12 protein-coding genes are annotated in these 11,860 nt (G+C 73.3%); 8 read left to right on the forward strand and 4 right to left on the reverse strand.

Going from position 1 to position 11,860, the window contains the following annotated elements; all coding sequences use genetic code 11:
• The gene (locus tag B082_RS0102030; protein ID WP_026249332.1) at positions 1 to 777 is read right to left on the reverse strand and encodes a PspA/IM30 family protein; all 777 of its coding nucleotides are present in this window, start codon (positions 775 to 777) and stop codon (positions 1 to 3) included.
• 338 nt (positions 778 to 1,115) lie between these two features.
• On the opposite strand from B082_RS0102030, the gene B082_RS0102035 reads away from it, so the two are divergent.
• The 3 genes from B082_RS0102035 to B082_RS0102045 all read left to right on the forward strand — a co-directional run bounded on the left by B082_RS0102035 (position 1,116) and on the right by B082_RS0102045 (position 3,727).
• On the forward strand, positions 1,116 to 1,715 hold the full coding sequence (locus B082_RS0102035) for a DUF3043 domain-containing protein (RefSeq protein ID WP_026249333.1): 600 nt from the start codon (positions 1,116 to 1,118) through the stop codon (positions 1,713 to 1,715).
• Between the two features lie 158 nt (positions 1,716 to 1,873).
• A complete protein-coding gene (locus tag B082_RS0102040; RefSeq protein ID WP_051094568.1) occupies positions 1,874 to 2,557 on the forward strand; it encodes a methyltransferase domain-containing protein in 684 nt (227 codons plus the stop codon).
• 78 nt (positions 2,558 to 2,635) lie between these two features.
• Entirely contained in the window at positions 2,636 to 3,727 is a 1,092-nt protein-coding gene (locus B082_RS0102045) for a S1C family serine protease (protein ID WP_018550154.1), read from the forward strand.
• 66 nt (positions 3,728 to 3,793) lie between these two features.
• Here the strand turns inward: B082_RS0102045 and B082_RS0102050 are convergent, their stop codons facing one another.
• Positions 3,794 to 4,006, reverse strand: coding sequence for a hypothetical protein (locus B082_RS0102050; protein ID WP_018550155.1), 213 nt, complete (start codon positions 4,004 to 4,006; stop codon positions 3,794 to 3,796).
• 127 nt (positions 4,007 to 4,133) lie between these two features.
• Between B082_RS0102050 and B082_RS0102055 the strand changes: the two genes are divergently transcribed.
• The 4 genes from B082_RS0102055 (at position 4,134) to B082_RS0102070 (ending at position 9,287) form a co-directional block, all read left to right on the forward strand.
• Positions 4,134 to 5,336: a bifunctional adenosylcobinamide kinase/adenosylcobinamide-phosphate guanylyltransferase gene (locus tag B082_RS0102055; protein WP_018550156.1), complete on the forward strand. Its 1,203-nt coding sequence runs from the start codon at positions 4,134 to 4,136 to the stop codon at positions 5,334 to 5,336.
• A gap of 222 nt (positions 5,337 to 5,558) precedes the next feature.
• A complete protein-coding gene (locus B082_RS0102060; protein WP_018550157.1) occupies positions 5,559 to 6,647 on the forward strand; it encodes a nicotinate-nucleotide--dimethylbenzimidazole phosphoribosyltransferase in 1,089 nt (362 codons plus the stop codon).
• 91 nt (positions 6,648 to 6,738) lie between these two features.
• Entirely contained in the window at positions 6,739 to 8,568 is a 1,830-nt protein-coding gene (locus tag B082_RS0102065) for a phosphatidylglycerol lysyltransferase domain-containing protein (RefSeq protein WP_018550158.1), read from the forward strand.
• Positions 8,565 to 9,287: a hypothetical protein gene (locus B082_RS0102070; RefSeq protein WP_018550159.1), complete on the forward strand. Its 723-nt coding sequence runs from the start codon at positions 8,565 to 8,567 to the stop codon at positions 9,285 to 9,287. The genes B082_RS0102065 and B082_RS0102070 overlap by 4 nt, the downstream gene beginning before the upstream one ends.
• Here the strand turns inward: B082_RS0102070 and B082_RS0102075 are convergent.
• A complete protein-coding gene (locus B082_RS0102075; RefSeq protein ID WP_018550160.1) occupies positions 9,230 to 9,991 on the reverse strand; it encodes a hypothetical protein in 762 nt (253 codons plus the stop codon). The genes B082_RS0102070 and B082_RS0102075 overlap by 58 nt on opposite strands.
• Positions 9,992 to 10,079: 88 nt before the next feature.
• Here B082_RS0102075 and B082_RS0102080 point away from each other — a divergent pair, with 88 nt between their 5' ends.
• Complete coding sequence (locus B082_RS0102080) at positions 10,080 to 10,859, forward strand: adenosylcobinamide-GDP ribazoletransferase (protein WP_018550161.1); 780 nt, start codon at positions 10,080 to 10,082, stop codon at positions 10,857 to 10,859.
• A 9-nt stretch (positions 10,860 to 10,868) separates the two neighbouring features.
• Here the strand turns inward: B082_RS0102080 and B082_RS0102085 are convergent, their stop codons facing one another.
• A complete protein-coding gene (locus B082_RS0102085; protein WP_018550162.1) occupies positions 10,869 to 11,726 on the reverse strand; it encodes an endo alpha-1,4 polygalactosaminidase in 858 nt (285 codons plus the stop codon).
• Positions 11,727 to 11,860: the final 134 nt, after the last annotated feature.

Consider the following 11,860-nt stretch of genomic DNA (forward strand, 5'->3'; position numbering starts at 1 on the left):
TTAATTCTTGTCGAACTTGTGGGACTGACCGGTCTGCTGCTGGGCGTCCTGCGGGCCGCCCTCGATCGCCTGCTGCGAGGAGGAACCGCCGGCCAGTTCGGCCTTCATGCGCTGAAGTTCCAGCTCCACATCCGTACCACCGGAGATCCGGTCCAGCTCGGCGGCGATGTCGTCCTTCGCCGTGCCGCTCGGGTCGTCCAGGGCGCCGGAGGCGAGCAGCTCGTCGATCGCGCCCGCGCGCGCCTGGAGCTGCTGGGTCTTGTCCTCGGCGCGCTGAATGGCCAGGCCGACGTCGCCCATCTCCTCGGAGATGCCGGAGAAGGCCTCCCCGATCCGGGTCTGCGCCTGGGCCGCCGTGTAGGTGGCCTTGATGGTCTCCTTCTTCGTCCGGAAGGCATCCACCTTGGCCTGAAGCCGCTGGGCCGCCAGAGTGAGCTTCTCCTCCTCGCCCTGCAGCGTGGTGTGCTGCGTCTCCAGGTCGGTGACCTGCTGCTGGAGGGCGGCACGGCGCGACAGCGCCTCGCGCGCCAGGTCCTCGCGGCCGAGCGCGAGCGCCTTGCGGCCCTGGTCCTCCAGCTTCGAAGACTGGCCCTGCAACTGGTTCAGCTGCAGCTCCAGCCGCTTGCGCGAAGTCGCCACGTCGGCGACCCCGCGGCGCACCTTCTGAAGCAGTTCCAGCTGCTTCTGGTACGAGTAATCGAGGGTCTCGCGCGGATCCTCGGCCCGGTCAAGGGCCTTGTTTGCCTTCGCGCGGAAGATCATCCCCATACGCTTCATGACACCGCTCATGGGCTTCGCGCGCCCCCTTCTGACTCAACTGGGCTCCAGCACTCCAACAGAACCCACAGTACGGGCCCTGCCTCTATTACCGCACTGTTCGAGCGAGGATGGGGTCCTCCCCAAGGACGACTGTGCCCCCGTACCGCTCCGGCCCAGGGAGTAGGTGAGGGTCCGGGAAACGGTGTGAAGGCCGGGAATCGGGCGGGTGACGGTCCGGGAATCCGCGGATGACGCCCGTATCGTCCCGCTCGTACACCCACCAGGACGCAGGCCGTTGCCGGATCGTTCCCGGCCGGCCTGGGGTCGTCGCGATCGACCCCGTACCCTTGGGCCTTGTGTTCCGTAGCCGCTCCAAGGAAGAGAAGGCCCCCACCGACAAGGTGACGGCGGACCTCTCCAAGACGTCCCGCGACCCACAGGCCCCCAAAGGTCGCCCCACCCCCAAGCGCAGCGAGGCCCAGTCGCAGCGCCGTCGTGCCTCCAGTGGCGCGCCGCTCGACCGCAAGGAGGCCATGAAGCGCCAGCGCGAGGCGCGGCGTGTGGACATGGCCAAGCAGCGGGAGGCGCTCGCCAGTGGTGACGAGCGCTATCTGCCCGCGCGCGACAAGGGGCCGGTGCGCCGCTTCGTCCGCGACTTCGTGGACTCGCGCTTCTGCATCGCGGAGTTCTTCCTGCCGCTCGCCGTGATCATCCTGATTCTCAGCGTGATCCAGGTGCAGGGCATCCAGAACATCTCGCTGCTGCTGTGGCTGATCGTGATCGTGCTGATCGTGATCGACTCGATCGGGCTCGCGTTCCGGCTGCGCAAGCAGCTGAACACGCGCTTCCCGGACACCCCGAAGCGCGGCGCGGTCGCCTACGGGCTGATGCGTACGCTCCAGATGCGCCGGCTCCGTCTGCCGAAGCCGCAGGTCAAGCGCGGGGAGCGGCCCTGAGTACGGAGTCCCCCGGCTCGGCCGACGGCGTGGCCGCCGGCCGGCGGGACGGTGCGGTCACCGGTTTCGCCGGGGCCGCTCCGGCTTGGACGAAGGGGCTCTCCGGGCTGCGCAACACCGTGCGCCAGGAGCTGGTCGCCCGGCAGCTGGACGAGCAGATGGCGGCCCGCTTCCCGGTCGGGCAGCGGCTGCGCATCCTCGATGTCGGCATGGGCCAGGGCACGCAGGCGCTCCGGCTCGCCCGCGCCGGCCACACGGTGACCGGCCTGGAATCCGACCCGGAGATGCTGCGGGTCGCACGTGAGGCGCTCGGCGGCGAGCCTGCGGGCATCCGCGAGCGGGTCCGCCTCATCGAGGGCAACGGCCAGGACACCGGGGTGCACTTCCTGCCCGGCAGCTTCGACGTGGTGCTCTGCCACGGCGTCCTGATGTACGTACAGGAGCCGGACGCGATGGTCGCGGGCCTGGCGAGGATGCTGGCGCCGGGCGGGCTGCTGTCGCTGCTCGTGCGGAACGCGGACGCGCTGGCGATGCGGCCCGGGATGGCCGGGGACTGGGACGGGGCGCTGGCCGCGTTCGACAGTGCCCGGTACACCAACCGGCTCGGGCTGTCCGTGCGCGCGGACCGGCTCGACGCGCTCACGGCGACGCTGGCCTCGATCGCGGCGCCGCTGCACGCCTGGTACGGGGTGCGGCTCTTCACGGACAACGTGAGCAACGACGTCGAGCTGCCGCCCGCGGCCGAGCTGGAACGGGTGCTCGCGGCGGAGGACCGGGCGGGGCGGACGGACCCCTATCGCGGGGGGGCCGCGCTGCTGCACCTGTGCGGGGTGCGGGGGTAGGTCTCCCGTCCGGCCTCGCGGTGCCCCGGTGGATGCGCTCAACAGGCCGCTATCGGGACCGAAAGCAATAATCCGGACATGGATGCCTTTGACTCCCGCCGTCGTGCGCGCCGGCTGCTGCTGCCCCTGTCCGCCGGCCTCTGCGCCCTCGCGCTGGTGAGCGGCTGCTCCGGTTCGAACGCCTCCGCCTCGAAGCCCGACGCGACGAAGTCCGGATCGGCCCAGCCCGGCCCCGCCCCGAAGGCCGCCGGTGATCTGCAGAGCGAGTACCAGTCGGTGATCAACGACGTACTGCCGTCCGTCGTGCAGATCGACGCGTCCGACAGCCTCGGCTCCGGTGTGGTCTACGACGCCAAGGGCCACATCGTCACCAACGCCCACGTCGTCGGCGAGGAGAAGACGTTCAAGGTCACGGTGGCCACCGGCGAGAAGGTGCTGAAGGCGTCACTGGTCGCCACCTATCCCGAGCAGGATCTCGCCGTCATCAAGCTCGACGACGTGCCCGACGGGCTGCGGGCCGCGAAGTTCGGCGACTCGGAGAAGGTCGCCGTGGGGCAGATCGTGCTGGCGATGGGCTCGCCGCTCGGCCTGTCCAGCAGCGTCACCCAGGGCATCGTCTCGGCGCTCGGCCGGACCGTGAGCGAGAGCAGCTCGGGCGGCGGGACCGGCGCGACCATCGCGAACATGGTCCAGACGTCGGCCGCGATCAACCCGGGCAACAGCGGCGGCGCCCTCGTCAACCTGAACAGCCAGGTCATCGGCATTCCGACGCTCGCGGCCTCCGACCCGCAGATGGGCGACAGCGCGGCGCCCGGGATCGGCTTCGCCATCCCCGCCTCGATGGTGCGGACGGTCGCGGACCAGATCATCAAGAACGGCAAGGTCATCGACTCGGGCCGGGCCGCTCTGGACATCACGGGCCGCACGGTCGTCAACGCCAGTTACCAGCCCGCGGGCGTCGCGATCGTCAGCGCGAAGAAGGGCGGCGCGGCCGCCGACGCGGGGCTGCGGTCCGGCGACATCATCACCAGGATCGGCGACACCCCCGTCACCACGATCACCTCGCTCTCCGAGGCCCTGGCCGGGAACAAGCCGGGCGACAAGGTGACCGTGACCTACATGCGCGGCAACGCGGAGAAGACCGCCGATGTGACGCTCGGCGAGATCTGAGGGACGCGGCACGGCGACGGCCGCCGGGCGGGCCCGTCGGGCCCGCCCGGCGGCCGTCGCGTCCCGTCAGCCGGCCTCGTCCGCCCGGAGGCTCATCGGGCCGTAGATCTTCGTCCCGTCGTCGAAGAGCGTCACCTGGTCCGCCCCGCCGTCCAGGAGTTCCTTCCAGTACTCGCCGATCCAGGACTCCGCGTCACCCTGCGTCGTGAATTCCTCCGGCTGCAGGGCCGGCTCCGTCTCCGTACCGTCGGACTTCTCGAACCGCCACGTCCACGCCATGTGCGCCTCCCTGGTCATTTGTTACGGTCCGCAGCCTAATCGCTCCGGTCCGGAACAGAAGGGGCCCGGTCCCGCCTCGTGTACCCCACGTCGCGCACCTGCCGCGTGCACGCGGGAGGATCGGAACGTGGAACTGACTCTCCTCGGCACCGGAGCCCCCGACGGGCTGCCGCGGCCCGACTGCCCCTGCGCCGCCTGCGCCACCGCCCGCGGGGCGGGCAGCCGGGCCGCGACCGCCCTCCTGGTCGACGACGCGCTGCTGCTCGACCTCACGCCCGGGGCGGTGTTCGCCGCCGCCCGCGCGGGGCACTCGCTCACCGGCGTACGCCAGGTGCTCCTCACCCATCCGCACGACGGGCCCGCCGTCGAACTGCCCGCCGGGCTGCCGCCCGCGGGCCGGGTGCCGGACGGCCGGGTGCTGACGCTGATCAGCGGACACCGGGTGCGGGCCGTGCCGATGGACGCGCCGGGGACGGGTTACGAGGTGACGTCGCCGGAGGGCGCCCGGCTGCTCTACCTGCCGCCGGGCGGCGCACCGGCCGGCCTCACCGAGCCGGCCGCCCAGCCGTACGACCTGGTGGCGGCGGACATCGTGGGGCGGCCGGACGCGGTGGCACGGCTGCGGGCCGTCGGGGCGGCCGGGCCGGCCACCGAGCTGATCGCCGTCCATCTGGGCCACGACGCCCCGCCGGGGCCCGAGCTGGAGCGCCGGCTCGCCGCGGCCGGGGCGCAGGCCGTCCCGGACGGCACGACCCTGACGGTGGGCGGCTACCCCGCGCCACCCGTCGTGCCCCGGCGCACGCTGGTCACCGGCGGCGCGCGCTCCGGCAAGTCGGTCGAGGCCGAACGGCGCCTGGAAACGTACCCCGAGGTCGTGTACGTGGCGACCGGGGGCGGCCGGGACGGGGACGCGGAGTGGGCGGCGCGGGTGGGGCTGCACCGGGAGCGGAGGCCGGCGGCCTGGCGCACCGAGGAGACGTGCGAGGTGGCCGGGCTGCTGGCCTCGGACGGGCCGCCGCTGCTGATCGACTGCCTGTCGCTCTGGCTGACCGACGCGATGGACCGGGTGGACGCCTGGGACGACGCGGCGTGGGCGCGGGGCGGTGAGCGGGCGCTGCGGGACAGGACCGGCGAGCTGGTCGCCGCGGTGCGCGGGACGCGGCGCAGCGTCGTCCTGGTGACCAACGAGACCGGCTCCGGTGTGGTCCCGGCGACGGCGGCCGGGCGGCGTTTCCGGGACGAGCTGGGGCGGCTGAACGCGGCGGTGGCCGAGGAGTGCGAGCAGGTGCTGCTGGTGGTGGCCGGACAGGTGCTGACGCTGCGCGGCTGACCGTGCCGGGCGGGGCAGCCGCGCACTTCGCGGGCCCGGCCCTGCGCGCGTGGGCTCCGGGGACGGCCGTCCGGGCCGAACGGACGGGCGTCCCGGCCCGGCCGCGCGCGTGGGCTCCGGCGCACCGGCCGGGGCCGGAAAACGCGGCGGGTACTGTTCCGCAGTGAGCCCCCGCCGGGCTCCCCGGCCCACCCCACGTATCGACCCGCGAGGCAGATCCCCGTGAATCTGGACGACTTCTCCGACCTGATCGAACGCCCCGACGGGGGTGTACGGCGAGACGCCGAGGAACGCCGGGAGCGGTTCAGCGTCCCTCCGGGGGCCCTCGGCCGCCTGGACGAGCTGGGCGAGTGGCTCTCGGCCGCCCAGCAGGCGGTGCCGGTGCGGGCCGTCGAGCAGCCGCGCGTGGTGCTGTTCGCCGGTGACCACGGGGTGGCGGAGCTCGATGTGTCCGGGCGCAGGGCCGGTACGGCGCACGAGCTGGTGCGGGCCACGCTGGACGGGGCTACGCCGCTGGCGGTGCTGGCCCGCCGGTTCTCCGTGCCGGTGCGGATCGTCGACGCCGGTCTCGACTGCGACCCGGAGCTGCTGCCGGAAGCGGTGGTGCGGACCCGGGTGCGCCGGGGAAGCGGCCGGATCGACGTCGAGGACGCGCTGACGGCCGAGGAGGCCGAGGCGGCGGTCCGGCTCGGTGTCGCGGTGGCCGACGAGGAGGCCGACTCGGGCACCGACCTGGTGGTGCTCGGCGACCTGAGCGTCGGCGGGACGACGGCCGCGGCCACGCTGATCGCGGCTCTGTGCGGCACGGACGCCTCGGTGGTCACCGGGCGCGGCGGCGCGGGGATCGACGACCTGGCGTGGATGCGCAAGTGCGCGGCGGTGCGCGATTCGCTGCGGCGGGCCCGGCCGGTGCTGGGCGACCAGCTGGAGCTGCTGGCCACGGTGGGCGGCGCCGATCTGGCCGCGATGACCGGCTTCCTGCTCCAGTGCGCGGTGCGACGGCTCCCGGTGGTCCTGGACGGGGTGGTCGGCGCGGCCGCGGCGCTGGTCGGCCAGCGGGCCGCGTTCCGGGCGCCGGACTGGTGGCTGGCGGGGCAGCTGAGCGGTGAGCCGGCGCAGGCGAAGGCGCTCGACCGGATGGCGCTCAACCCTGTGCTGGACCACGGCGTCATCGTCGGTGAGGGGTGCGGGGCGCTGCTCGCCCTGCCGTTCGTCCAGGCCGCGGCCGCGCTGGCGGCGGAGCTGCCCGAGCGTGAGCCGGTGGCACAGGAGGACGGCACGGACGCCGGGAAGGGCGACGCGGAGGACTGACGGCAGGCTGCCGGTTCCTCGCTCCGCGGCTGCCTGACACCGGCCGCGGAGCAGCCCCCATGAAGTGTGATGCCCCATATGATCGCTTTTCATGGGAGAGGTCCAGATGGCCGGTGAGGAATCCGGGCGGAGTGCCGCCCGCAGACCCAGCACACAGCGTTCACGGCGCGGCGCGGCCCTGGTCATCTGGTACCTGCGCGTCGTGTCGTTCATCAATTTCCTGAGCGCCGTCTGGGTCACCTTCGGCCAGGATCTGCGCCGCCACAACACGGACAACTACTTCACCCCGTACCTGCTCACCGCGGGCTTCTCCTCGGGTGTGGTCGCGCTCTTCCTGGCCGTCACCATGCGGCGGCGCAAACGGGCCGCCTGGATCGTCAACATGGTGCTGAGCGGGCTGACGCTGCTGCTCCTCGCCGCCGTGATCGGCTTCCCGGAGGTCCGGCGGTACCCGCAGAACTGGATCTCGCTGGCGCTGACCGCCGCGTTCGTGGTCGCGCTGGCCCTCGGCAGGCGCGAGTTCTACGCGAAGGGCGACCGGTCCAACCCGAAGCTCGCGGCGGCGGTGGCGGTCGGCGGGCTGCTGATCACCTCGCTGCTCGCGGCCCTCCTGGTCACGGTCACCAACACCGCGCACGACGAATACCGTTCGACGTTCCTGGACCGCTGGGGCTACGGCGCGCTGCGGCTGGTGTCCGTCGCGGCCAGCGACTACCGGTTCCCCGGCATCACCGCGCCGGGCTGGGTCGACGTCGCCGTCAACGTCCTGTCCACGCTGCTGCTGATCGCCGTCGTGTACGCGGCCTTCCGCTCCCGCCGCGCGGTCGACCCGATCACCCCCGAGGACGAGACGGCGCTGCGGGCGCTGCTCGACAGGCACGGCGAGCGGGACTCGCTGGGCTACTTCGCGCTGCGCCGCGAGAAGAGCGCCGTCTGGTCGCCGACCGGGAAGGCGGCGGTCGCCTACCGGGTGGTCGGCGGGGTCTCGCTGGCGTCCGGCGACCCGATCGGGGACCCGGAGGCCTGGCCGGGGGCGATCACACCGTGGCTGACCGAGGCCCGCGAACACGGCTGGATCCCGGCCGTGATGGGGGCGAGCGAGGAAGCCGGCACGGTCTACGCCCGGCACGGCCTCGACGCCCTGGAGCTGGGCGACGAGGCGATCGTGGAGACCGCCGAATTCACCCTGGAGGGCCGGGCGATGAGGACGGTCCGCCAGGCCTACAACCGGGTGCGGCGCGCGGGTTACGAGGTGACGGTGCGCCGGCACGCCGACATCCCCGAAGAGGAGATGGCGGAGCTGGTGCGGCGGGCCGACGACTGGCGCGACGGGGCGACCGAGCGCGGTTTCTCGATGGCGCTGGGCCGGCTCGGCGATCCGGCCGACGGGCAGTGCGTGATGCTGGAGTGCCGGGACGCCACCCCCGGCGAGGACGGTACGCGGGGCGAGTTGCGGGCCCTGCTGAGCTTCGTCCCATGGGGGCCCGAGGGGCTCTCGCTCGACCTGATGCGGCGTGACCGGGACGCCGAGAACGGGCTGATGGAGTTCATGGTCATCGAACTCCTGCAACGGGCCGAGAAGATCGGCGTGACGCAGGTGTCGCTGAACTTCGCGATGTTCCGCTCGGTCTTCGAGCGGGGCTCGCGGCTCGGCGCGGGGCCGGTGCTGCGCATGTGGCGGTCGCTGCTCAGCTTCTTCTCGCGGTGGTGGCAGATCGAGTCGCTCTACCGCGCCAACGCCAAGTACCGCCCGATCTGGGAGCCCCGGTTCCTGCTCTTCGAGAAGAGCGCGGACCTGCTGCGCATCGGCGTCGCGGCCGGCCGTGCCGAGGGGTTCCTGGAGGCTCCGGGCCTGCCCAAGTGGCTGCACCGCTCGCGGCTCGGCCGGGGCCGCGACGTCCCGTCGGGACCGCGTGGATGAAGGTCCTGGGCGTGCTCCGCCGGGCGGCCCGCCACGAGTGGGGCCCGCTCCGGTCCGCCGTAAGCGCCCCGCTCGCCGCCAAGGGGCCGCGGGCCGTGCCGATGACGCTGGCGGCGGTGTGCCTGACGGGGCTGCTCCAGGTGGTGCAGAACCGGCCCTGGGGCTACGGGCCGGTGCAGGCGCTCGGCGCGGTGCGGGCCCAGGACCCGCTCGGCATGGCTCTGCTGCGTACCCCGCTGTCGCTGTTCGTACCCGCTCCGGACCTGCCGGTGTGGGGCGCGCTGGTGCAGATGCTGGTGGTGTTCGGGGCGGCGGAGATCTGCCTCGGCCGGTGGCGGACCCTGCTGATCGCGTACGCGGCGACGCTCGCCGGGACGCTGTACGCGCGGGTCGGCATAGCGGCCGGGCCCGACGGGTTCTTCGGGCTGCCCGCTTCCGACGCGTGGATCGTGGACACCGGCCCGTCGGCGGCGGTCGTCGCGCTGGCCGTCTGCGTCTGCTGCGTCCACCGGGCCCGGGTCACCGGGGCGCTGGTGATCGCGGCGATGGCGGCCGAGACCGTGGTGAAGGACAACCTGGCGGGCCGGGAGCACCTGGCGGCCATCGTGGCGGCCGTCGCCCTGTGCGCGACCCCGGTGGTGCGCGGGAGGCGGCGGGACGGTCAGGGCTTGGGCGACGGGGCGGGGACCCGGTCCGGCGCCCCGCCGATCAGGTCCTGAAACCTGCGGCGCGGGCCGGCCCAGCGGAGGTCGTGGTGGTAGGCGCGCAGCACCGCGCGGGAGCGGGCGCGGTGCCGGCCGCGGTAGAACCGCCTGGCCCACACCGAGGTCGGCCGGGCCAGCCGGACGGCGCCGACCAGGGCGACGAACGGGATCAGCGTGCCGACCACGGCCATCCGCGCCTTGCCCTTGAACAGGGTGATCAGCACGAAGCAGAAGTTGACGACGACGGTGAGCACGGCGCCGAGGCGGCCCTGCTGCTGATCGTCGCTCAGGTCGTCCACGCCCAGCGGGGAGAACCCGCCGAGCACCAGCAGCACCAGGGCCGCCGTGAGCACCACGACCTCCACGCTCTGGCGCCCCTCCTCGGTCCAGTACACGTCGTCCAGGTGCAGGATCAGCGCGAACTCGTCCAGCACCAGCCCCGCACCCATCCCGAAGACGACCGCGCAGACCGAGGCCGTGACGCCGTGCTGCCCGCCGGCCACCGCGCCGAAGCCGCCGACCACGGTGAGCACCACGCCGGGCACCACGTGGTGGACGTGGATGCCGCCGGGTGTGATGTTGCGGAACGGTCCCTTCCCGGCCCGGATCATCCGGGTGATGACCCGGGTGATCCCGAACGTCAGCACGAAGGCGGCCAGGGCCAGGAGCAGCGGCAGCTTCCCCGGCTCGACGAAGTTCTGATCGAACCAGTGACCCATGCCACTCACTCCCGACAATCCACTTCTGCCCCGTTATGCGGTATTTCGGACAATCTAGCGGGCTCCCCCACCGATTAGCCTGCGCGCCGTGACCTCCCTGAACAGCCACGGCGTACGTTTCGCCTTCGGCACCCTGACCGTGCTTCCCGTCCGCGTCACCCGCTGGGACCGCGAGGCCGCGCGTGCCGGGATGCTGTGCGCGCCCCTGGCCGGGCTCGTCGTCGGCGTGCTCGCGACCGTCCCGGGCAGCCTGCTGCTGTGGGGCGGGGCGGGGCCGCTGCTCGCCGCCGTCGCCTCGGCCGCGGTGCCGGCCGCCCTCACCCGGGGGCTCCACCTGGACGGTCTCGCCGACACCGCCGACGGACTGGGCAGCGGCAAGCCGGCCGACGACGCGCTGCGGATCATGAAGCAGTCGGACATCGGGCCCTTCGGCGTGATCACCCTGCTGTTCGTCCTGCTGGCCCAGGTGGCGGTCCTTCAGCAGCTGTACGCGCGGGGCTGGACGCACGGGGCGGTGGCGGCCGTCGTCTCCGCCGTCACCGCCCGGCTCGCGCTCACCCTGGCCTCCCGGCGCGGCGTCCCCGCGGCCCGGCCCGAGGGGCTGGGCGCGGCCGTCGCCGGCACGGTCCCGGTGGCCGGCGCGGTGGCCGCCGCACTCGTGGCGCTGGCGGCGTGCGCGGGCGCGGGCACGCTGCTCGGCGGGTACGGGGCGCCGCGCTGCGCCCTGTCGGCGGTGGCCGCGCTCGTGGTCGCCCAGCTGCTGCTGCGGCACTGCGTGCGGCGGTTCGGCGGGGTGACCGGGGACGTGTTCGGCGCCCTGGCCGAGACGGCGGCGACGGTGACACTGGTGGGCCTGGCGCTCGGCTGAGGCGGCCCGTCAGCCCCGCGCGCAGGTCTCTCGCTCGGCGCCCAGCTCGTACTCCTTGCGCAGGGAGCTGAGCCCCAGCTTCCGGGACCGCTCGCAGAACCGTGCCGCGGGCAGCTCGTACTCGACGTGGAAAACCGCCTTGCCCGCCTTCACGAACGGGGTGAGCTCCTCGCACTCCTCGTACTGGGCGCACTGCTCGTTGACCGCGAAGTCGAAGTCGGCGACCAGCTCCGGGATCTGCGGGAGGTCGTTCTTCAGGCCGACGGCCATCCCGTGGCGGTGGACCAGGCGCGCGACGAGCCGGTTGTAGCGCAGCTGGTCGGCGGCGGTCAGCGGGAAGCCGCTCTTGTTGCGGTAGCCGTCCATGTTGTCCGGCTCCACGGCGTCGAAGCCCTTCTTCGCGCACATCGCGATCCGGGTCTCCATCAGCGGCTCCAGGACGTCGGTGCGCCGGATGTCGAGCCAGCGCTCGCCCTTCCAGCCGTTGCCCTTGCCGAGGACGGCGGTGGGGAACCGCGCCGCGTCCGGGCGGAAGTCCTCCCAGGCGCCGGTGGACAGGTAGCAGATGACCTTGCGCCCCGCGCCGTGCAGCGCCGCGACGTCGGCCGCGTCCCGGTCGAAGCCGTCGATGTCGTACACCGGGGCGTCCACCGTCGTGTCGAGCCCGCCCGACAGCTGCCACTGCCAGTCGGTGCCCGGCTCCGGCTGCCAGCGCGCTGCGGCGGGCCGCATGGAGGCGGATTCCTTGCCCTCGGGGGCCCGCTCGGACCGCGACGAGCAGCCCGTGAGCGCCACCAGCACCATCAGTACGGTGACGGCGAGAGCACCGCGCCCCGCGGTCACCCGAGCGGCCGTCCGGTCGCGCATCGTTCCCCCATGCTCCCTCGGCCCCCGCCAACACCTCTGCGTCCGGGGCCCGTTCCGCCGGGACGATCTTCCCGGGACCACCACCGTACGACGCCCGCGGACGCCGGACGCCCCGCCGCCGTGATCAGGCAGCA

This window comes from Streptomyces sp. ATexAB-D23 (genome assembly GCF_000373645.1).
In the GTDB taxonomy this organism is placed as follows: Bacteria; Actinomycetota; Actinomycetes; order Streptomycetales; family Streptomycetaceae; genus Streptomyces; species Streptomyces castrisilvae.

What these genes read in the sequence shown, in the direction of transcription:
- B082_RS0102030 (WP_026249332.1), bottom strand. Translation starts at nt 777, where the DNA reads ATGAAGCGTATGGGGATGATCTTCCGCGCGAAGGCAAACAAGGCCCTT.
- B082_RS0102040 (WP_051094568.1), top strand. Translation starts at nt 1,874, where the DNA reads ATGGCGGCCCGCTTCCCGGTCGGGCAGCGGCTGCGCATCCTCGATGTC.
- B082_RS0102045 (WP_018550154.1), top strand. Translation starts at nt 2,636, where the DNA reads ATGGATGCCTTTGACTCCCGCCGTCGTGCGCGCCGGCTGCTGCTGCCC.
- B082_RS0102050 (WP_018550155.1), bottom strand. Translation starts at nt 4,006, where the DNA reads ATGGCGTGGACGTGGCGGTTCGAGAAGTCCGACGGTACGGAGACGGAG.
- B082_RS0102065 (WP_018550158.1), top strand. Translation starts at nt 6,739, where the DNA reads ATGGGAGAGGTCCAGATGGCCGGTGAGGAATCCGGGCGGAGTGCCGCC.
- B082_RS0102070 (WP_018550159.1), top strand. Translation starts at nt 8,565, where the DNA reads ATGAAGGTCCTGGGCGTGCTCCGCCGGGCGGCCCGCCACGAGTGGGGC.
- B082_RS0102075 (WP_018550160.1), bottom strand. Translation starts at nt 9,991, where the DNA reads ATGGGTCACTGGTTCGATCAGAACTTCGTCGAGCCGGGGAAGCTGCCG.
- B082_RS0102085 (WP_018550162.1), bottom strand. Translation starts at nt 11,726, where the DNA reads ATGCGCGACCGGACGGCCGCTCGGGTGACCGCGGGGCGCGGTGCTCTC.